18 protein-coding genes and 1 pseudogene are annotated in these 19,498 nt (G+C 73.0%); 11 read left to right on the top strand and 8 right to left on the bottom strand.

From position 1 onward, the window contains the following. Positions 1-10 precede the first annotated feature (10 nt). Entirely contained in the window at positions 11-811 is an 801-nt protein-coding gene (locus A949_RS33085; RefSeq protein ID WP_019355963.1) for an N-acetylmuramoyl-L-alanine amidase, read from the bottom strand. 55 nt (positions 812-866) lie between these two features. Between A949_RS33085 and mnmA the strand changes: the two genes are divergently transcribed. After that, positions 867-2,009, top strand: a complete 1,143-nt coding sequence (gene mnmA, locus A949_RS0110490) for a tRNA 2-thiouridine(34) synthase MnmA (RefSeq protein ID WP_078565389.1) — start codon at positions 867-869, stop codon at positions 2,007-2,009. A gap of 101 nt (positions 2,010-2,110) precedes the next feature. On the opposite strand, the gene A949_RS0110495 is transcribed toward mnmA, so the two are convergent. Then, positions 2,111-2,635 (bottom strand): TIGR00730 family Rossman fold protein, encoded by a 525-nt coding sequence (locus A949_RS0110495; protein ID WP_026004525.1) that lies wholly within the window; start codon positions 2,633-2,635, stop codon positions 2,111-2,113. 212 nt (positions 2,636-2,847) lie between these two features. Between A949_RS0110495 and A949_RS0110500 the strand changes: the two genes are divergently transcribed. Next, positions 2,848-3,243, top strand: coding sequence for a hypothetical protein (locus tag A949_RS0110500; RefSeq protein WP_158687572.1), 396 nt, complete (start codon positions 2,848-2,850; stop codon positions 3,241-3,243). Between the two features lie 96 nt (positions 3,244-3,339). Here the strand turns inward: A949_RS0110500 and A949_RS0110505 are convergent, their stop codons facing one another. Continuing rightward, on the bottom strand, positions 3,340-5,013 hold the full coding sequence (locus A949_RS0110505) for a glycine/sarcosine N-methyltransferase (protein WP_443332991.1): 1,674 nt from the start codon (positions 5,011-5,013) through the stop codon (positions 3,340-3,342). Positions 5,014-5,341: 328 nt separating this feature from the next. On the opposite strand from A949_RS0110505, the gene A949_RS0110510 reads away from it, so the two are divergent. The 5 genes from A949_RS0110510 to A949_RS0110530 all read left to right on the top strand — a co-directional run bounded on the left by A949_RS0110510 (position 5,342) and on the right by A949_RS0110530 (position 12,990). After that, entirely contained in the window at positions 5,342-6,373 is a 1,032-nt protein-coding gene (locus A949_RS0110510; RefSeq protein WP_019355968.1) for a rod shape-determining protein, read from the top strand. 107 nt (positions 6,374-6,480) lie between these two features. Further along, a complete protein-coding gene (locus A949_RS0110515; RefSeq protein WP_026004528.1) occupies positions 6,481-7,170 on the top strand; it encodes an SDR family oxidoreductase in 690 nt (229 codons plus the stop codon). A gap of 79 nt (positions 7,171-7,249) precedes the next feature. Continuing rightward, positions 7,250-8,236 carry a methionine synthase gene (locus A949_RS0110520; RefSeq protein WP_051019455.1) on the top strand — a complete coding sequence of 329 codons (987 nt, stop codon included), beginning with the start codon at positions 7,250-7,252 and terminating at the stop codon, positions 8,234-8,236. 14 nt (positions 8,237-8,250) lie between these two features. Then, positions 8,251-10,458 carry an NAD-dependent DNA ligase LigA gene (gene ligA, locus A949_RS0110525; protein ID WP_019355971.1) on the top strand — a complete coding sequence of 736 codons (2,208 nt, stop codon included), beginning with the start codon at positions 8,251-8,253 and terminating at the stop codon, positions 10,456-10,458. Positions 10,459-10,752: 294 nt separating this feature from the next. Then, the gene (locus tag A949_RS0110530; protein ID WP_019355972.1) at positions 10,753-12,990 is read left to right on the top strand and encodes a putative bifunctional diguanylate cyclase/phosphodiesterase; all 2,238 of its coding nucleotides are present in this window, start codon (positions 10,753-10,755) and stop codon (positions 12,988-12,990) included. 106 nt (positions 12,991-13,096) lie between these two features. On the opposite strand, the gene A949_RS0110535 is transcribed toward A949_RS0110530, so the two are convergent. The 5 genes from A949_RS0110535 to A949_RS0110555 are packed head-to-tail and all read right to left on the bottom strand — an operon-like array spanning position 13,097 to position 16,971. Beyond that, on the bottom strand, positions 13,097-14,185 hold the full coding sequence (locus tag A949_RS0110535) for a serine hydrolase domain-containing protein (RefSeq protein ID WP_019355973.1): 1,089 nt from the start codon (positions 14,183-14,185) through the stop codon (positions 13,097-13,099). After that, complete coding sequence (locus A949_RS0110540; protein ID WP_019355974.1) at positions 14,182-15,117, bottom strand: DUF6895 family protein; 936 nt, start codon at positions 15,115-15,117, stop codon at positions 14,182-14,184. Before A949_RS0110540 ends, A949_RS0110535 begins: the two co-directional genes overlap by 4 nt. Next, positions 15,114-16,067 carry a DUF6895 family protein gene (locus A949_RS0110545; protein ID WP_019355975.1) on the bottom strand — a complete coding sequence of 318 codons (954 nt, stop codon included), beginning with the start codon at positions 16,065-16,067 and terminating at the stop codon, positions 15,114-15,116. Before A949_RS0110545 ends, A949_RS0110540 begins: the two co-directional genes overlap by 4 nt. Then, entirely contained in the window at positions 16,064-16,768 is a 705-nt protein-coding gene (locus A949_RS0110550) for a hypothetical protein (RefSeq protein ID WP_237735790.1), read from the bottom strand. The genes A949_RS0110545 and A949_RS0110550 overlap by 4 nt, the downstream gene beginning before the upstream one ends. Positions 16,769-16,785: 17 nt before the next feature. Next, on the bottom strand, positions 16,786-16,971 hold the full coding sequence (locus tag A949_RS0110555) for a hypothetical protein (RefSeq protein ID WP_026004529.1): 186 nt from the start codon (positions 16,969-16,971) through the stop codon (positions 16,786-16,788). Between the two features lie 239 nt (positions 16,972-17,210). On the opposite strand from A949_RS0110555, the gene gatC reads away from it, so the two are divergent. From gatC to A949_RS0110575, 4 genes and pseudogenes are all read left to right on the top strand, one after another. Beyond that, positions 17,211-17,507: an Asp-tRNA(Asn)/Glu-tRNA(Gln) amidotransferase subunit GatC gene (gatC, locus tag A949_RS0110560; protein ID WP_019355978.1), complete on the top strand. Its 297-nt coding sequence runs from the start codon at positions 17,211-17,213 to the stop codon at positions 17,505-17,507. Positions 17,508-17,512: 5 nt separating this feature from the next. Next, positions 17,513-19,009, top strand: coding sequence for an Asp-tRNA(Asn)/Glu-tRNA(Gln) amidotransferase subunit GatA (gene gatA, locus A949_RS0110565; RefSeq protein WP_019355979.1), 1,497 nt, complete (start codon positions 17,513-17,515; stop codon positions 19,007-19,009). Continuing rightward, the gene (locus tag A949_RS0110570) at positions 19,006-19,251 is read left to right on the top strand and encodes a hypothetical protein (RefSeq protein WP_019355980.1); all 246 of its coding nucleotides are present in this window, start codon (positions 19,006-19,008) and stop codon (positions 19,249-19,251) included. Before gatA ends, A949_RS0110570 begins: the two co-directional genes overlap by 4 nt. A gap of 82 nt (positions 19,252-19,333) precedes the next feature. Beyond that, positions 19,334-19,498: pseudogene (locus A949_RS0110575) on the top strand (Asp-tRNA(Asn)/Glu-tRNA(Gln) amidotransferase subunit GatB); the annotation flags it as partial.

Consider the following 19,498-nt stretch of genomic DNA (forward strand, 5'->3'; position numbering starts at 1 on the left):
GTCCCGGCGGTCACTTGTCCCGGAGCGTGCTCTCCACCCGCATCTCGGTGCGCACCATCCGCAGATACTTGTCCCAGTCCCAGTGCCGCCCCGGATCGGTGTGGTCGGCGCCCGGGACCTCGTTGTGGCCGATGATGTGCCGCCGGTCGGCGGGGAAGCCGTAGCGCGAGCAGATCCCCGCCGTCAGCCGGGCGGAAGAGCGGTACATGGCGTCCGTGAAGTCCTGCGGACGGTCTATCCAGCCCTCGTGCTCCACCCCGATGCTGCGCTCGTTGTACTCCTTGTTCGCCGCGTGGAAGGCGACGTCCAGCTCGCGGATCATCTGGATGATCTGCCCGTCCTGGCAGACGATGTAGTGCGCCGCGGCCCGGTGCTCGGGATCCCGGAAGACCTTCACGGCGGCCGCCGCGCTGCCCTGCGTGACATGCACGATCACCCGGTCGATGCCGTAGTCGGCGGGCCGGTCGCTGCGGCGCATGTTGGCGTCGGCGGCGGCCACCCAGCGGGCGCGGGTGTCGTCCACCGCACCCTCCAGCCGCGGCTTGTCGTTCCCCGGCATCCGCCACCACCAGCGCTTGAGCTCCTGCTGGGTGGCCACCCCGAGCACACCGAGGCCCACGAGGGTGCTGCCGCCGATCAGCAGCCGCCGCCGGGCGACCCCGCGCCCGCGCGCGCCTTCCCGGCCGCCGTCGCCGGAGGTGCCGGCGCCCTCGTCCGGACCGCCGGAACCGGCCGCCCGGCCGTCGCCGGGGCCGCACCCGGAGCCGTCCGCCGGGCCGTCCTCGTGTCCGTCATCCGCCGCTGGTCCCATGCGCTCCCTAACGCGTTCGGGTGGCCGGGAGGTTCCGTCTACCCTGGAGGGCGCTATGACTACTGCATCCTCGCGGGGCACAGCCTCCGCGCGCCCGCTCCGTGTGCTGGCCGCCATGTCCGGCGGGGTCGACTCCGCCGTCGCGGCGGCCCGTGCCGTCGAGGCCGGACACGACGTCACGGGTGTGCATCTGGCTCTGTCCGCCAACCCTAAATCGTTCCGCACGGGTGCGCGCGGCTGCTGCACCGTCGAGGACTCGAACGACGCACGCCGCGCCGCCGACGTCATCGGCATCCCCTTCTACGTGTGGGACCTGGCCGAGCGCTTCCGCGAGGACGTGGTGGAGGACTTCGTCGCCGAGTACGAGGCGGGCCGCACGCCCAACCCCTGCCTGCGCTGCAACGAGAAGATCAAGTTCGCCGCGCTGCTGGACAAGGCGCTGGCGCTGGGATTCGACGCCGTCTGCACCGGCCATTACGCCACTGTGATGACGCGTGCGGACGGGCACCGGGAACTGCACCGGGCGAGTGACCAGGCCAAGGACCAGAGCTATGTGCTGGGGGTACTGGACGAGCGGCAGCTGAGCCACGCACTGTTCCCGCTGGGCGACACCCTCACCACCAAGGAGGAGATCCGCGCCGAGGCCGCGCGCCGCGGCCTGGCCGTGGCGAAGAAGCCCGACAGCCACGACATCTGCTTCATCGCCGACGGGGACACCCAGGGGTTCCTCGCCTCCCGGCTCGGCCGGGCCGAGGGCGACGTGGTCGACGAGTCCGGCGCCAAGGTGGGCAGCCACGACGGCGCCTACGGGTTCACCGTCGGCCAGCGCAAGGGCCTGCGGCTGGGGCACCCGGCCCCGGACGGCAAGCCGCGCTACGTGCTGGACATCTCCCCGGTCGACAACACGGTCACCGTCGGCCCCGCGGCCTCCCTCGACGTCGCCGCCCTCACCGCGGTCCGCCCCCGCTGGTGCGGGGCGCCCCCGGCGGAGGGCCCCCGCCCCTACACGGCGCAGCTGCGGGCGCACGGCGCCGAGACGCCGGTCGAGGCGGAGCTGGCCGACGGCGAGCTGCGGGTGCGGTTCGCCGCTCCGGAGCGCGGTGTGGCACCGGGACAGGCGATCGTGCTCTACGACGGCACCCGGGTGGTCGGCTCGGCGACGATCGACCGGACGGAGCGCGCCGTCCCGGCGGCCTGAGCCGCGCGGTGCCGTCCCGGGGCCGGGCCGGAGCCCCGTGCCCGCGCGGCGGGCCCGGCGCCCGCCGGGCCCGGGGCCGCACAGCCCGGGCGGGGGCGGCCTCAGGCGCCGAGCAGTTCCAGGGCCTGCGGGCCGTCCTCGGCGAAGCTGACGAGGTCCGCCAGCGGGACGGGCAGGAAGCCCTCGGCCTCCATCCGCGTCATCTGCTGCCGGAGACCGTTGTAGAAGCCCGCGGTGTTGAGCACCACCACGGGCTTGCTGTGCATGCCGTGCTTGCGCAGCTCCAGGATCTCGGTCGCCTCGTCCAGCGTGCCGGTGCCGCCGACCAGGACCACCACGGCGTCCGCGCGGTCCAGCAGGAGCGCCTTGCGCTCGGCGAGGTCGGCGGCCACGGCCATCTCGTCGGTGTCCGGCCGCGCCACGTCGCGCAGGAACTCCACCGAGACGCCGATCAGCCGGCCGCCCGCGCCCTGTACACCGTCGGCCACGACCTTCATCAGTCCCGAGTCCGAGCCGCCCCACACGAGGCTGTGCCCCCGCTTGCCGAGCAGCTCGGCGAACTCACGGGCTGCTTCGGTGTAGACGCTGTCGAGCTCGGCGGCCGAGCAGAAGACGCAGATGTTCATGGGGGTCGAGGAGGAGGCCATGCGCCCAGCTTAGAGCCGGCCGCCCGGGGCCCGGGAGGGGAGGCGGACGCCGACGGCGTCGGCGGCTGGCTGCGGGCCGGGTGACGGAGTGCGTACGCTGTGGCACGCCCCCGGCGTACGCGATGCGGCACTCGGGGCGGGCAGGCCTGTTCAGGGCTGCTGGAGGGCTGATGCAGGGCGGGGGAGCGGAGTTGGACGCACGGCAGCGGCGGCGCTGGGCCTGGCTGACCGGGACCTGGGCGGTGCTCGTGACGACCGGGGGCCTGCTGACGGTGAGCTGGCAGCAGGAGCCCGCTTCAGGCGGCAGCGGGCCCGGTTGGTACGACGCGGAGGACGCCCGGCGCTCCGGCGGCGGGGACAGCGGCATCTCGGGCAACCCCATGCACGGCAGCGTGCCGGTCACTCCGAAGCCCGAGGAGGGCGGGCGGCACGGCGAACTCCGGCCCTCGATCCGCATCCTGCCCCCGGACCACCAGGCCCGGGACCATGCGACGATCCGCCCCGAGCCGCTGCCCGGCGACGGCCGCGTCGCGGAGGTCCGGCCCCGCGGGTGGCCGTCGGCACCCGATCCCGGGACGGGGCGCTGACCCCCGGCCACGCGCCCGCCCTCCCCGGCGCGGACCGGGGAGGGCGGGCGGCCGTGCGCGGTGCGGGGCACCGCCGTGCCGAGACGGCGCGGCCGCTCAGCCCTTCGTCAGGGTGAAGCGGAAGATGCCCCAGGTCAGCCGGCGCCTCTCACCGCCCTCGACCCAGTGCGCGAGTCCCTTCTTCATCTGGCTCAGGTAGTCGCTGCTGATCTTCGAGGCGAGCCCGTCGGCCTCCTGCCGCTCGGTCTCCTGCAGCACCCGCCCGTAGTGCCGCACGAGTTGCTCCCGCAGGTCCTCGAACCCTGCGTCCGAGTCCTCGTGCTCGGTCGGGGTGAAGCCGAGCCGGGTCAGCTCCCGCTTGTAGAAGCCGGGGGAGCCCATGTCGTCCAGGTGGATGCGGTCCAGAATGGGCTGGATGGCGCTGAAGTCGGTGTCGTCGGCGGCCATCGGGTCGGTGAAGACCAGCTGTCCGCCCGGCTTCAGGACCCGGCGCACCTCCTCCAGCACCCGCAGCCGGTCCCCGCTGTGCAGGAACGCGTCCTGCGACCAGACCACGTCCACGCTGGAGTCGGGGAACGGCACGCTCTCGAAGGAGCCGTCCACGACCTCGATCCGGTCGGTGAGGCCGCGGATCGCGTTCAGTTCCTTGTGCCGCTGGTTCTCCACCTCGCTGAGGTTGAGTGCCTGGACCGCGCAGCCGAAGGTCTCGGCGAGGTAGCGGGCCGAGCCCCCGAAGCCGGAGCCGAGGTCGAGGACGCGGGAATCCCGGTCGAGCCCGAGCCCGGACGCCATGCGCTCGACGGTGTGCCGACTGGCCTCCGCGATGGGCTGCTCGGCATCGGAATAGATGCCGACGTGAATATCCTCGCCACCCCACACGGAGGAATAGAAGGTGTCCGCGTCGGGGGAGTTGTAATAACTCCGCGCAGTACCCATGGCGCCGCCGTAAGCGCCTTCTCCCGCATCTTCCGGGTGATATTCCTTCTCCGCGACATGCACGAAGAAGTCGGGCTGCTCGTCCCGATAGGTGTGCTGGAAGTCGCCGTACGTCTCGATGCGCTGGAATCCGACTTCCGACATGAGGCGCCGCGTGTAGTCCTTGCGGAGCGGGAACATGTTGAGGTGGTAGTCGGCGCCGCCGGCGAAGCGGTACCGCATGCGGCACAGCCCCTCGTCCATGTATTCCGGCTCGACCGCGACATCCTCGCCGCAGTAGTAGTACGTGTGCTTGCTGGAGTACCCGCGGTCCAGAATCGCGTCGTAGTTGCGCTGATCCAGGATGAGGATTCCGTCGTGCTTCAGCATCGCGTAGAACTCGGCCAGCGCCTTCCGCCGGTCGCGTTCCGAGAAGAGATGCGTGAAGGAGTTGCCGAGGCACACGATAGCGTCGTACTCACCGTGAACGTCCCGGTTGAGCCAGCGCCAGTCGGCTTGGACGACCCGCAGGATGTGGTCGCCGTGCTTCATTCCGTTTTCGAACGCCATCGCGAGCATGTCGGCACTTCCGTCCGCGCTCACGGTTTCGAATCCGGCCTCCAACAGCCGTACCGAGTGAAACCCGGTCCCTGCCGCCACGTCGAGGACGCTCCGCACTCCTCGCTTGCGCAACAGGTCGATGAAGAAATTTCCCTCGCTCTCCGCTCGCTTCTCCCAATCTATGAGAGAATCCCACTTCTCCACGAAGCTGGGGACGTATTCCTCTGTATAGTGTCCGGTTTCCCGGACCTCGACGGGGTTGTCTCCGAATTCCTGAGCCGGTCGCGCGGAAATGACGAAACCTCCAGTGGTAGAGACGGTGGCCCAAGGCGCGGTCCCCGAGGACGCACCAGGCTTCGGGCTCGGTGAACCGCGCGTGGTCTCCGGTGCATAGCTATCCAACGCCCGGAGATCTATGCCACCAACTGGCTCATGCATGCGTGCGATTGTCCGGAAAACGCGCTCCGACCAGCATCTTTCCGATTCCAATTTTTCGGCGAGCCGGTGGGGCCCACCTGCCGCAGCAAACAGGACAGTTGGGTATGCTGCGGCTGGCAGCACCACAATTCAGACGACTCGTGGCATCCTCGTACAACACCGCACCGAGCTTGGGTGAGCACTCATGGCCAACCGCACCTCCTCCGCCCTCTCCTCCGCTTCCTCCCCGTTCCGTGGCCGCGACATCGGTATAGACCTCGGCACGGCCAACACGCTGGTGTACGAACGCGGGCGCGGAGTGGTACTCGACGAGCCGTCCGTCGTCGCGATCGACACCCGCACCGGGAAAGTGCTGGCGGTCGGGGCCCAGGCCCGGCAGGCCGTGGGTCGGACTCCCGGAACGATCACCGCGACCCGCCCGCTGAAGGGCGGGGTCATCACCGATTTCGAGGCGACGGAGGGAATGCTGCGGTACTTCATCCGCGCCGCCCGCGACGGCCGGGGCCGCGGCAGGTCGCCCCGGGTGGTGGTGTGCGTACCCAGTGGGGTCACCGGAGTCGAACGGCGTGCCGTGCTGCAGACCGCCGGCCGCGCGGGCGCCCGGTCCGTGCGGCTGATCGAGGAACCCATAGCTGCGGCGATCGGCGCCGGGCTGCCGGTGCACGAGGCGCGCGGCTCGATGGTCGTGGACATCGGCGGCGGCAGCACGGAGATCGCCATCATCTCGCTGGGCGGGATGGTCGTCTCCCGGTCGGCCCGGGTGGCGGGCGACGCGCTGGACGCGGCCATCGCCTGCTGGATCGAGCGGGAGTACACCATCGCCGTCGGCGAGCGGACCTCCGAGGAGATCAAGATGTCCCTCGGCAGCGGCGAGTTCGTCCCGGTGCGCGGGCGCGACAAGCACACCGGGATGCCCAAGGTGGTCCAACTCTCGCCCGGGGAGATCGTGGAGGCCGTCGAGCGCCCGGTGCGCGCCATCGTGGCCGCCGTCCAGGCGGCGTTCGAGGAGTGCCCGCCCGAGCTGTACGGCGACATCATGGAGCGCGGCCTCGTCCTGACCGGCGGCGGCGCCCTGCTGCACGGCCTCGACGAGCGGCTGATCAAGGAGACCGGGATGCCGGTGACCATCGCCGACGAACCGCTGGGGTGCGTGGCCCTGGGCACCGGGCGGTGCCTGGAGGAGTACGACAAACTGGAGTCGATCTTCGCGGCCTGAGGGCGCGCGCCGCCCCGGGCCCGCTCCCGGGCGCCGGCCGCGCGCCGCCCCGCCCCACCGGTGAGCCGCCCCGCGGCCGGACCACCGGGGTGCGGGATCATGGGGGCATGGCAACACATGTGATCACAGGCGCGGGCTCCGGGATCGGCGCCGAGGTGGCCCGCCGCCTCCTGGACCGCGGCGACACCCTCTACCTGCTCGCCCGGAACGCGGGCCGGGCCAAGGAACTGGCCGGCCGGTTCGAGGGCGCCCGTACGCTGGTCGGCGACCTGGCCGAACCGGACCGCCTGTCCTGGGCGTTCGAACACCAGGCGCTCCCCGAGGAAGTCGACTCGCTGCTCCACGTCGCCGGGGTCGTCGAACTGGCGACCGTCGGCGAGAGCACCCCCAAGCTGTGGCAGACCACGCTCGCCGCCAACCTGACGGCGCCCGCCGAGCTGACCCGGCTGCTGCTGCCGCAGCTCCGCCGCTCCCGCGGCCACGTCGTCTTCGTCAACTCCGGCGCCGGTCTGCGGGCCAACCCCGAGTGGGGCGCCTACGCGGCGAGCAAGCACGGCCTCAGGGCTCTGGCGGACGCGCTGCGCGGCGAGGAGAGCGGCAACGGGGTGCGCGTCACCTCCGTCTACCCCGGGCGCACCGCCACCCCCATGCAGGAGAAGGTGCACCGCCAGGAGGGCAAGGAGTACGACCCCGGGCGGTGGATCCCCGCCGAGGCGGTGGCCACCAGCGTCCTGACGGCCCTGGACCTGCCCAGGGGCGCAGAGATCACGGACCTGTCCGTGAAGCCCGGAGGCTGACCCGGTGAGCGAGAACACGCAGACCGGCGGCGGCAGCGCCCTCCCGTGGGGCCCCGCGGCAGCCGGCGGCATCGGGTCCATGCCCGGCACGGACGCCCGCGAGGCGGCCAGGACGGTCACCGGCGCGTTCGAGGCGCCGCAGCATCTGCCGCACCTGCCGGAGCTGCCGGCCAGGGGGCCGGGCGCCGACATGCTGGGCCGTACCGCGGGCCTGCTGGCCGAGATGTACCTCCACCTGGAGCCCAGCGGCTGGCGGATCGGCGACCGGCCGGGCCGGGACACCCGCCGGGCCCGCGCCTGGCTGGGCGAAGACCTCGACGCGCTGGAGGAGTTCACCCAGGGGTACGGGGAAGGGGAGGCCCCGCGGGGGCTGAAGGTGTCGGCCGTGGGGCCCTGGACGCTGGCCGCCGGACTGGAGCGGCGCAACGGCGAAGCCATGCTGGGCGACAGCGGAGCCGTCCGGGACCTGGCCGCCTCGCTGGCCGAGGGGCTGGCGGCGCATCTGGCGGACGTGCGCCGCCGGGTGCCGGGCGCCGTGCCCGTGCTGCAGCTGGACGAGCCCTCTCTGACCGCCGTGCTGCGCGGCAGCGTGCGCACCGCCAGCGGGTACCGCACCCACCCGGCCGTGGACCGGGCGGTGGTCGAAGGGGTGCTCCGCGAACTGCTCGCGGTGCACGACGGCCCCACGGTCGTGCACTCGTGCGCGCCGGGTGTGCCGCTCGGGCTGCTGCACCGGGCCGGCGCGGACGCCGTCTCGCTGGACTTCTCGCTGCTCACCGAGCGTGACGACGAGATGGTCGGCGCGGCCGTGGAGGGCGGACTGCGGCTCTTCGCGGGTGTCGTACCGTCCACCGAGCCGGACGGCGGGGCATTGTCGGACCCTGCCGGTAGCGTCAGGGGTGTCAGGTCGTTGTGGCGCAGGCTCGGGCTCTCCCCGGGGCTGCTGGCCGAGTCCGTCGTGGTCACCCCCACCTGCGGGCTGGCGGGGGCCTCGCCCGCGTACGCGCGGCAGGCGCTCGCCCACTGCGTCCGGGCAGCACGAGCACTCGCTGACAACCCTCAGTGACGGGAGGACCCACGGTGGCGGGCGAAGAGGACGGAACGGTCCCCGCGCAGCAGCGGGAGGAGCACCAGCGCCTCGCGGAGCAGATCGAGGAGCACCGCTTCCGGTACTACGTCAAGGACGCACCGGTCGTCAGCGACGCCGAGTTCGACCGGCTGCTGCGGCGACTGGAGGCGCTGGAGGAGGAGCACCCCGCGCTGCGCACCCCGCAGTCCCCGACCCAGAAGGTCTCCGGGCGCTACGAGACGGAGTTCACGGAGGTCGCACACCGGGAGCGGATGCTCTCGCTGGACAACGCCTTCGACGACGAGGAACTGGGCGAGTGGGCCGACCGCGTGGCCCGGGAGCTGGAGGGGGTGGACTACCACTTCCTGTGCGAGCTGAAGGTCGACGGCCTCGCGGTGAACCTCACCTACGAGCACGGCCGGCTGGTCCGCGCGGCGACCCGCGGCGACGGCCGCACGGGTGAGGACATCACCCCCAACGTGCGCACGATCTCCGACATCCCCGAGCGGCTGACCGGCGAAGGGCTGCCGGAGCTGGTCGAGGTGCGCGGCGAGGTGTTCTTCCCCATGGAGCGCTTCGAGGAGTTGAACGCCCGGCTGGTCGAGGCGGGGGAGAAGCCCTTCGCGAACCCGCGCAACGCGGCGGCCGGCTCGCTGCGCCAGAAGGACCCGCGGGTGACGGCCACCCGCCCGCTGCACATGGTGGTGCACGGGATCGGCGCCCTGGAGGGCTTCGCCAAGGAGGACTTCGCCCGCCTCTCGAACGTCTACCACCTGCTGCGCGAATGGGGCCTGCCCACCTCGGCACACGCCGAGGTGGTGGACGGGCTGGCGGGCGTACGCCGGTTCATCGCCCACTACGGCGAGCACCGGCACTCGGTGGAGCACGAGATCGACGGCGTCGTCGTCAAGCTGGACGAGATCCGCCTCCAGGGGCGGCTGGGGGCCACCTCGCGCGCGCCCCGCTGGGCCATCGCGTGGAAGTACGCGCCCGAGGAGGTCAACACCGAACTGCTCGACATCCGCGTCGGTGTGGGCCGCACCGGGCGGGTCACGCCGTATGCGGTGGTGGAGCCGATCACGGTTGCCGGTTCCGAGGTGGAGTTCGCCACGCTGCACAACCAGGACGTGGTCAAGGCCAAGGGCGTGCTCATCGGCGACACGGTCGTGCTCCGCAAGGCGGGCGATGTGATCCCCGAGATCCTGGGCCCGGTCGCCGATCTGCGCGACGGCACCGAGCGGGAGTTCGTGATGCCCGCCGAGTGCCCCGAGTGCGGATGGACGCTCCAGTCCATGAAGGAGGGCGATGTCGATCTGCGCTGCCCCAACGCCCGCTCCTGCCCGGCCCAGTTGCGCGAGCGGCTGTTCTATCTGGCGGGCCGCAAGGCGCTGGACATCGAGCACTTCGGCTACGTCGTCGCCAGCGCGCTGACCCAGCCGCTGGAGCCGGCGCAGCCGCCGCTGCGCGACGAGGGCGGACTCTTCGACCTGACGGTGGAGGATCTGCTGCCCATCGTGGCCTATGTCCTCGACCCGGACAGCGGGCTGCCCAAGCGGGACCCCGCGAGTGGCGAGGACAAGACGGTCACCCTGTTCGCCAACAAGCAGGGCGAGGCGCGCAAGAACACCCTGGCGATGCTCGAGAACATCCGGGCGGCCAAGGAGCGCCCGCTGGCCCGGATCATCACCGGCCTCTCCATCCGGCACGTCGGCCCGGTGGCCGCCGAGGCGCTGGCCCGCGAGTTCCGCTCGCTGGACCGGATCGCCGCGGCCGAGGAGGAGGAGCTGGCCGCCACCGAGGGCGTAGGCCCCACCATCGCCGCTTCGCTCAAGGCGTGGTTCGCCGAGGACTGGCACCGCGAGATCGTGGAGCGGTGGAGGGCCGCCGGAGTCCGGATGGAGGCGGAGGACGCCGGGGAGGAGGGCCCGCGCCCGCTGGCGGGGCTGACCACCGTCGTCACCGGCACCCTGGCCTCCTACACCCGGGACGGGGCCAAGGCCGCGCTGCAGGAGCAGGGCGCCAAGGTCACCGGGTCGGTCTCGAAGAAGACCGACTTCGTCATCGTGGGCGAGAACCCTGGCTCGAAATACGACAAGGCGGTGCAGGCGAAGGTGCCGATTCTGGACGACGACGGGTTCGCCGTCCTGTTGGCCGAGGGGCCGGAAGCGGCCCGTGCGGCGGCGCTGGCGACTGGGGAGGAGGAGGAAGCGGACGTCTGACGGCGGAGCGGGCCACCAGGGGTGAGTCCGGGACATTCCCCAACGCACCGCCCCTGCCGCGCCGTTCACGCACGGGCCACATCCGGCCACCTCCGTCCCGCCCCTCACGTGCGCGGAATTCCGCCGTCCGCCCCCGCCGTCCGCGGGACGCGCTCCGGCCGGGCACACAGCGCGTAGACGCATTCAGGGCAAGAGCGGCCGATCGCTGCCCCTCTTCCCAGGCAGCGGCCTACTGTTGACACAGACGCCTGTCGTGGCGAGGGGCAGGCGTGGACGGCTGCGAGAGGGACCAGGATGCTGGATTTCTCCGGGGGATCCAGGCCCCCGTTCTCCCGCCTGCCCTCGGACGGCACCCGGGGCAGGGCGGGACGAGACACCGGGGCGGGCAGGTCCGGGGGTGCGACGGGGAACCGGAAGGCGACGGCCCGCGGCGGTGCGGGCAGCGGACCGGAGACCGGCGCGGGCGGCGGCGAGGAAGTGCCGTGGCTCCAGCGCCTCGTGGCGCTGCGCCCTCCGCTGCTGCCCGCGCTGGCGGTGGCCGCCGCGGCGCTCGCGCTGGCCGCGGGCGCCGCCCGGGTGCTGTGGCGGGGCGGCATGCTCTTCCCGGACGGCACCCCCGGCTGGTCGTTCGCGGTCCTCACCGGCTGTGTGGTGGCGCATCTGGTCACCATGAGCCGGGACCGCTGGTGGAGCGGCACCGGTTCGGGCCCGGCGCTGACCCTCGCCGTGCTGCTGCTGTACGGCTGGGTGCCCGCACTGCTGGTCAGCCTCGCGGTCGTGGTGCTGGTCGGCGGGGCGCGGCGGCACCGCTGGCGGCAGGCGTTCGTGCACGGGGCCATCGACATCCTCGGCATCGCCGCCGCGGGACTGGCCCTCGCACTGTGCGGGGTGCACCCCTCGGTCGAGGACCCGTGGCAGCCCGACGACTGGTCGCCGGCCGCCGGGGCCGTGATCCCGCTGGCCGCCGCCGGGTATCTGCTGACCACCCGGGGACTGCAGTGGTTCTGCTTCGCCCCGCGCACCCGCGGACTGCCCTCGGCGCTGCGCACCGCCGTGGTGCGGCAGGGGCTGATCGCCGTCGCGCTGCTGGGCATCGCGCCGCTCATCGTCGTCGTCGCGGTGCACAAGTCGCCGCTCCTGCCGCTGTTCGCCGTCCCGCTGATCGCACTCGACTCCACGCTGCGCATCGCCCGCGCCCGCGCCGAGGAGCAGTTGCGCGACCCGCTGACCGGACTGCCGAACCGGCTGTGGCTGCTGGAGCGCGCCTGGGCCGCCCTGGACGAGGCCGAACGCACCGCAGAACGCGCCGCGCTGGTCCTCATCGACCTCGACCGCTTCCGTTCCGTCAACGACACCCTCGGCCATCTCGCGGGCGACCGGCTGCTGTTGCAGATCGCCGAGCGGCTGCGCGCCGCCCTGCCGCGCGGTGCCGAGGCGGCCCGGCTCGGCGGGGACGAATTCGCCGTCCTGCTGCCCGTCGCCGACTCCACCACCAGCGCCCAGCGGATCGCCCGGGGCCTGGTCTCCGCCCTCAGCTCCCCGCTCGATCTGGACGGACTCACGCTGGTGCTGGAGGCCAGCGCCGGAGTCGCCGTCTACCCCGAACACGCCACCGAGGCCGAGGGGCTGCTGCGCCGGGCCGACGTGGCGATGTACGAGGCCAAACGCGACCGCACCGCCGTGGAGGTCTACGAGGCCACCCGGGACGGCAACACCCCCGACCGGCTCGGCCTGCTGGCCGATCTGCGGCGCGCGCTGGACGCCGGCGAGGTCGAACTGCACTATCAGCCCAAGGTCGGGTTCGACGGCACCGTCTCCGGACTGGAGGCCCTGGTGCGGTGGGTGCACCCGGAGCGGGGCCGGGTCCCTCCGGACGAGTTCATCGCCATCGCCGAGACCTCGGGGCTGATGCCGCGGCTGACCGAGTACGTGCTGGAGACCGCGCTCGCCCAGGTGGCCACCTGGCGCAGGGGCGGGCTGACGGTGCCGGTGGCGGTCAACGTCTCGCCGCGCGACGTGCACTCGCCCGGCTTCGCCGGAGCCGTCGCGGCCCGGCTGGCCCGGCACGGGGTGCCGCCCGGCGCGCTCCAGCTGGAGATCACCGAGCATGTGCTGCTGGAGGACCCGCAGCAGGCGGCCGACACCCTGGCCGGGCTGACCGGCCACGGCGTGAAGATGTCGCTGGACGACTTCGGGACGGGCTACTCCTCACTGGTGCATCTGCGGCGGCTGCCGGTGAGCGAGCTGAAGATCGACCGCTCGTTCGTGGCCCGGCTGGCGGTGGACACCGAGGACGCCGAGATCGTGCGGTGCACCGTCGATCTGGCGCACTCCCTGGGGCTGCTGGTGGTGGCCGAGGGCGTGGAGGACGACGAGACCTGGGAGCGGCTGCGCGACCTGGGCTGCGACGCGGTGCAGGGCTGGCTGGTGGCCGCCGCCATGCCGCCCGGCGAGACCACGGCCTGGCTGCGGGCCCGGGAGGTACCGGCGGACCGCTCCCTGCCCTCCGGGCCGCCCGCCCGCACCCCATGAGAGCCCGCGGGCGCGCCGCGCCGCGGCCGGCCCGGACACCGTGCCGGAGCCGGCGGGTACGCCACCGATCCGCCGGTGGCCGGCTGCCCGGCCACCGCGGCCCGGTTCACCCCGCCGCGGCCTCCTCCACCAGCGCGTACAGCAGCTCGTAGGCGGTCGGCACCAGTCGGCAGCCGCGGTAGCGGCGGGTGGCCACGGCGGCCAGGCCGGTGCCGGACGCCGGGTGGAAGCCGCAGAACGCCTGCTGCCCGAAGGTCGCACCGGCGTGGAAGAGGAGCGGCCCGCCCGGCGCGGGGTGCTGGAACCAGGTCAGGGTGTGGGTCTCACCGCGCTCCCCGCCCCGGTGCAACTGGGGTCGCCGCACCGCGTGCAGCGGGCCGCTCAGCGGGGTGTCCGCGGGGGAGAGGTGGGCCTCCAGGAAGCCGAGCAGATCGTGCGGGGTGGCCCGGACGGCCCCCGCCGCACCGAACCCGCCCATGTCGGCGGCCGGGACGGGGGTGCGGCCGTCCCTCCGGTGCCCGACCGCGTCCGCGCCGGCGGGGCCGGGCCCCAGCGTGGTCCCGGTCAGCCCGAGGGGCCGCAGCACCCGGGTGCCCAGTACCGCGGGGAAGCTCCCGCCGCCCGCCCCGGAGAGGGCGGGCCCCAGCAGGGCGATCCCGAAGTTGGAGTAGATCCACCTGCGGCCCGCCGGATGCCGCGGCCGGGTGGTGGCGAAGCTGCGCAGCAGCCGCTCGGTGCCGAAGCGGGCGTAGCCGTTGCTGTGCGGCCGCAGCAGTGCGCCCGGGACGAGCGCGGGCGGGACGCGGGGCAGTCCGGAGGTGTGCGTGGCCAGATGGCGCAGCGTGATGCGGTGCGCCGCGGGATGCACGGGCCGGACCCCGGGCGGCAGATGGGCGGTGAGCGGATCGTCCTGGTGCAGTACGCCCTCCTCGGCCAGCGTCGCCAGCAGCAGCACGGTGTAGGTCTTGGAGAGCGAGCCCAGTTCGTAGCGCAGCGCCTCGCGCGGAGTGGCCGGCGGCTGTGCCCGGCCGCCGGCCACCACGGTGCGCCGGCCGTGCCGGGTGACGCCGAACACCACGTCCGGGGCGTCCACACGGGCCACTTCGCGGGCCAGCCGGTCGGTGAGCGCCGCCTCGGAGCCGCAGGTGTTCACCCGCGGCTCGGCGAGCGCGGTCCGGGAGCCGCCCGGGCTCACGCGCCGCCGCCCGACAGGGAGCGGGAGGTGGCCATCGCGGAGGCGAACGCGGACACCAGCGTGGGGTGGTGCACCAGGTCGAAGACGTCGGACGGATCGCCCTCCGGCATCGGTCCGCGCACCGGCATCGCGCCCGTCGGCGACTGCGCCGCCGCGTACCGCTCCCACAGCGCCCCGTCCAGCGCGGCGTGCGGCAGGCAGGCGTCGACGATGAAGAGCTCGCCCAGCAGGTCCCAGTGCTCCAGTTCGGCCCAGTCGGCCGCCCAGGCGGGCAGATACAGCTCCAGATAGCGGGCCAGCTCCTCGGGGATGCCCTCGGGCTGTTCACCCCAGTTGGTGAGGTGGAAGACGGTGTGGGTGATGTCGTAGGCGATGTGCAGCTGCACGGCCCACGGCTCCGGCTGCCTGCCCAGCACGGTGGTGGCGAGGGTCTCGGCGAAGTCCCCGCTCGGCTCCAGTCCCATCCGGCGCTCCGCGTTCAGGACGCCGAGCCGCCGGTTGGGGACCATCTCCAGGGCCTGCCAGGCGCGGGTGGCGCGCGGGGCGCGCAGCGCGGCCTCCAGGCCGGGGTGCCGGTGGCCCAGCTCGTGGAAGACGGCGTAGATCTCCAGCGGTACCGGGGAGAAGGGCTCGTCGTGCTGGAGCGCGGCCAGGACGTTGCCGCCGTCCAGCAGCTCCCGCCAGGCGAAGTCCAGCAGCGAGGTGGCCCGCTCCCGCTGGCGGCCGCCCGCCACACCCTCCCGGGAGAGCATCCGCATGTTGATGGCCAGCTCGCCGATCGGCTTGAGGCGCTCCATCAGCGCGTCGCCGCGCGCCCGGTCCGCCTCCGTGAGCCGGAAGTGGTCGCGGTTGGCGTCGAGCCAGGCCAGCGCGCGGTCGCCGACGCCGTGCAGCAGGGCGGGAGGGGCGGGTGCGGGGGCGGTCGTGGTCATCCGGGAGCCTCGCTGTCCAGGGTCGCGGTCCGGGCCAGGGTGCCGGCGAACGCCAGCACGAGCGTGGAGTGGTAGCAGGTGGTGAAGCACTCGGCGGGGCCGGTGCCGGGCGGCGGCGGGTCGTCCTGCTCGGGCAGGGCGCCGTCGGCGGTGCGTGCCGCGGCCAGCCGCTGCCAGGCCGCCGTGTCGAGCGCGGCGCCCGGCAGACAGGCGGCGACGGCGAGGAGCTCTCCGGCCAGATCCCACAGCCGCTCCTCCAGCCAGCTGTCCAGCCATGCCGGGAGCCACAGCCGCAGATACTCGGCCGCGGCGGGGGAGAGCCGGGAGGGGGCGCGGCCCCAGTCGGTCAGGTGGAAGACGTCGTGGGTGAGGCCGTAGGCCGTCCGGCACTCCAGGAACCAGGGCTCGGGCAGTCGTCCCAGCCAGGTGTGGGCCAGCGCGCCGGCGAAGTCCGTGTGGTGCGGCACCCCGATCCGGGCCTCGGCGTTGAGCACGGCCAGGGTGCGGGTGTGGTCCTCGCGGGCCAGTTGCCAGCCGCGCAGCCCGGTCGTGGTCCGCACCAGCTCGTCCACGGCGGCGTCGCGCAGCCCGGCCCGGGCGAAGCTGCCGTACAGCTCCACCGGGTAGGTCGCCTGCGGCTCGCCCCGTACGAGCTCGGCGAACAGCTCGCCTCGGCGGGCTTCCTGCCAGGCGTGCGCGAGCAGCCGCCGGGCCCGGTCGCGGAGTTCCGGCACCGGATGGAGCTCCGCGATCAGGGCCGAGAGCTCGGCGAGTTCACCGAGCGGTTTGAGGGTCAGGTTGGGATCGGCGGTGGTCGCCACGTCCGGCGGCAGCCGGAAGTGCGCACGGTGCCGCTCGGTCCAGTCCAGGCCCTCGGCGACCAGGGTGTCGAGGAGTTCCGCGCCGGGGTGGGCGCGCGGCTTTGGGGGAGCCGCGCGGGCGGTGGTCACCGGCCCCGTCCGAAGAAGGTCCGCGCGGCGGTGAGGTGCACGGCGGCCCGCGGGTCGCCGCTCATCTGCTGGACGAAGCGCAGTCCGCTGTCCAGGCCGAGCGACGGCGGGGTCTGCGGCAGCCTGGCCAGCCATCTGCCGAGTCCGGCGGCCTGCTGCCAGTCGCGGCGGCGCACCGCGCGCACGAACCCGCGCGCCAGGTCCTCGGTCCGGCCGGAGAGCCGGTCGGCGAGGGGGCCGGCGAGTCCGGGCAGTGCGAGCGAGGCGAGCTGGGAGACCCGGTGCGAGAGCCGGGGCCATGCTTCGGTGTCCAGCCAGCCGTCCGCCGGGTCGGGCGCGGGCGGCAGCTGTGCGGCGTGTGCGGGCAGCAGCGCGCGGGTGGCCTCGACCAGTCCGCGGTAGCTCCAGGTGGAGACGGCCGCGGGGTCGTCGCCGGGCGGGAAGGCGGTGAGCGCCTGCCGCACCATGGCCGCGTCCGCGCTTCCCGCACCGTCGGCCCCGCGGCCGCCGTCGAGCGCGTACGGGGCGAGGGCGTCGGCGCCCAGCACCCGGACCGCCGCGGGCGAGAGCGCGTCCTCCTGGGGCAGGGTCCTGGTGAGCGCATACGGATCGCCCTCGCCGCGGAGGGCGAGGGCGATCCCGGATGCGGCATCAGCGATGACCGCGTGCAACGCGGCTGCTCCCTGTGCCTGTTCCGTCAAGGTGATCCCCTACCTGGCTACTTCGTCTCCGTCTTGGGACGGGGGGTCGGGGGAGAGATCAGCAGCAGCGCGGCGAGGAGCAGTCCACCACCGCACTCCCGGGTGTCACGGAAGACGCCGTCCGGCTCGGGGGCGCTCATCAGGCCTTCCACTTCGGCGGCCAGCGCCGCGGTCTCGGGCTGGGCGGTGCGATCCATAGGCATACGATCACTCCTTTTTCCGTTGGGGACGGTTTCCATGGTGACCTGTGCCGCATAAGTACGCAATTCGGGTAAACGGTACATCGTTCCGAAGCTCTGACCAGCGGCGACGCGCCCCGCGGTGCACGAACGGCCGCCCCTCGACCGCCGGACGGCCCGAGCGGGAAAGCCGTTCCCCGGCAGTCGGGGGCGCCCCATAGGATTGGGGCGGACAATCCGACACTCACCCAGAGGACCGCTGCATGCCTGGCATCTCGCGCGAGGAGGTCGCCCACCTCGCGAAGCTGGCGCGCCTGGAGCTGAAGGACGAAGAGCTCGATCACTTCGCCGGACAGCTCGACGACATCATCGGCGCGGTGGCCGCCGTCTCCGATGTCGCCGACGAGGCCGTACCACCGACCTCCCACCCGCTCCCGCTCACCAACGTCATGCGACCGGACGAGGTCCGTCCGTCGCTGACCCCGCAGCAGGCGCTCTCCGGAGCCCCCGCGCAGGAGCAGCAGCGATTCAAGGTGCCGCAGATCCTGGGGGAGGAGTGACCGGGATGCCGGAGGAACTGATCACGCTGACCGCCGCCGAGCTGGCCGCGCGGATCGCGAGCGGTGAAGTCACCGCCGTCGAGGCGACCGAGGCCCATCTGGCCCGGATCGGCGCCGTGGACGAGAAGGTCAACGCCTTCCTGCACGTGGACCGCGAGGGTGCGCTCGCCCAGGCCCGCGAGGTCGACGCCAAGCGGGAGCGCGGCGAGGAGCTGGGTCCGCTGGCCGGCGTCCCGCTGGCGCTGAAGGACCTGTTCACCACCGAGGGGGTGCCGACCACCGCGGGGTCGAGGATCCTGGAGGGCTGGATCCCGCCCTACGACGCGACGGTCACCAGGCGCCTGAAGGACGCCGACGTCGTCATCCTCGGGAAGACCAACATGGACGAGTTCGCCATGGGGTCCTCCACCGAGAGCAGCGCCTACGGTCCGACCGCCAACCCCTGGGACCTCACCCGGATCCCGGGCGGCTCCGGCGGCGGCTCGGCCGCCTCGCTCGCCGCGCACATGGCGCCGCTGGCCATCGGCACGGACACCGGCGGCTCGATCCGCCAGCCCGCCGCCGTGACCGGCACGGTCGGCGTCAAGCCCACCTACGGCGGGGTCTCCCGGTACGGGATGATCGCCTTCTCCTCGTCGCTGGACCAGGGCGGTCCCTGCGCCCGTACGGTGCTGGACGCGGCGCTGCTGCACAGCGTCATCGCGGGCCACGACGAGCGGGACTCGACCTCCATCGCGCAGCCGGTCCCGGACATCGTGGCGGCGGCCCGCGACGGTTCGGCGAGCGGGATGCGCGTCGGCGTCGTCAAGGAGTTCCGCGGCGAGGGCTACCAGGACGGCGTGATGCAGCGCTTCGACGAGTCCGTCGAACTGCTGCGCGAGCTGGGCGCGGAGATCGTGGAGCTGTCCTGCCCCTCGTTCACCAAGGCCCTGGCGGCCTACTACCTGATCGCCCCGTCCGAGTGCTCCTCCAACCTGGCCCGGTTCGACGCCATGCGCTACGGCCTGCGCAGCGGCGACGACGGCAGCCACTCGGCGGAGGAGGTCACCGCGCTGACCCGGGAGGCGGGCTTCGGCGACGAGGTCAAGCGCCGCGTCATGCTCGGCACCTACGCGCTCAGCTCCGGCTACTACGACGCCTACTACGGCTCGGCGCAGAAGGTCCGCACCCTGATCACCCGCGATTTCGAGAAGGCGTTCGAGCAGGTGGACGTGGTGGTCTCACCGACGTCCCCCACCACCGCCTGGCCGATCGGCGAACGCGTCGACGACCCGATGGCGATGTACCTCGCCGACGTCTGCACACTCCCGTCCAACCTGGCGGGCAACTCCGCCATGTCCATCCCGTGCGGACTCGCACCGGAGGACGGGCTCCCGGTGGGGCTGCAGATCATCGCCCCCGCCATGGCCGATGACAGGCTCTACCGTGTCGGTGCGGCCCTGGAGGCCGCCTTCCAGGCACGTTGGGGGCACCCGCTGCTAGAGGAGGCACCGTCGCTGTGAGTTCGAAGCTGCAGAAGGCCAAAGGATTCAAGAAGTCCAGGACCGGGCTGTACTTCTCCATCGCCACGTCGCTGATCGGTGTCCCCGGCACCGTCAAGCGCGCCAAGGAGGCGAAGAAGGAGGGGGACATGCTGCAGCTCGTCGATGTGGCGGTCTCCGCGGCCGGCATCGTCACCGGCGTCGTGCTGCTGGTGCGCGAGCTGCGCCGGCTCGACGTCGTCGACGACATCCTCGACGACTGACGCGGGAGAGAAAGGTACGTTTTCCGTGACCGTCACCGAACTGGTGTCGTACGACGAGGCACTGGCCTCCTACGACCCCGTCATGGGCCTCGAGGTCCACGTCGAGCTCGGCACCAGGACCAAGATGTTCTGCGGCTGCTCGACCGAGCTGGGAGCCGAGGCGAACAGCCAGGTCTGCCCGACCTGCCTGGGACTGCCCGGTGCGCTGCCCGTCGTCAACAAGGTGGGCGTGGAGTCCGCCGTCCGG

Source organism: Streptomyces sp. AA1529 (assembly GCF_000280905.1).
Classification (GTDB): Bacteria; Actinomycetota; Actinomycetes; order Streptomycetales; family Streptomycetaceae; genus Streptomyces.

Coding starts and splice junctions, on each gene's coding strand:
- gatA (WP_019355979.1), top strand. CDS start 17,513: ATGCCGGAGGAACTGATCACGCTGACCGCCGCCGAGCTGGCCGCGCGG.
- gatC (WP_019355978.1), top strand. CDS start 17,211: ATGCCTGGCATCTCGCGCGAGGAGGTCGCCCACCTCGCGAAGCTGGCG.
- A949_RS0110530 (WP_019355972.1), top strand. CDS start 10,753: ATGCTGGATTTCTCCGGGGGATCCAGGCCCCCGTTCTCCCGCCTGCCC.
- A949_RS0110495 (WP_026004525.1), bottom strand. CDS start 2,635: ATGAACATCTGCGTCTTCTGCTCGGCCGCCGAGCTCGACAGCGTCTAC.
- A949_RS0110520 (WP_051019455.1), top strand. CDS start 7,250: ATGCCCGGCACGGACGCCCGCGAGGCGGCCAGGACGGTCACCGGCGCG.
- A949_RS0110510 (WP_019355968.1), top strand. CDS start 5,342: ATGGCCAACCGCACCTCCTCCGCCCTCTCCTCCGCTTCCTCCCCGTTC.
- mnmA (WP_078565389.1), top strand. CDS start 867: ATGACTACTGCATCCTCGCGGGGCACAGCCTCCGCGCGCCCGCTCCGT.
- A949_RS0110515 (WP_026004528.1), top strand. CDS start 6,481: ATGGCAACACATGTGATCACAGGCGCGGGCTCCGGGATCGGCGCCGAG.
- A949_RS33085 (WP_019355963.1), bottom strand. CDS start 811: ATGGGACCAGCGGCGGATGACGGACACGAGGACGGCCCGGCGGACGGC.
- A949_RS0110540 (WP_019355974.1), bottom strand. CDS start 15,117: ATGACCACGACCGCCCCCGCACCCGCCCCTCCCGCCCTGCTGCACGGC.
- A949_RS0110555 (WP_026004529.1), bottom strand. CDS start 16,971: ATGCCTATGGATCGCACCGCCCAGCCCGAGACCGCGGCGCTGGCCGCC.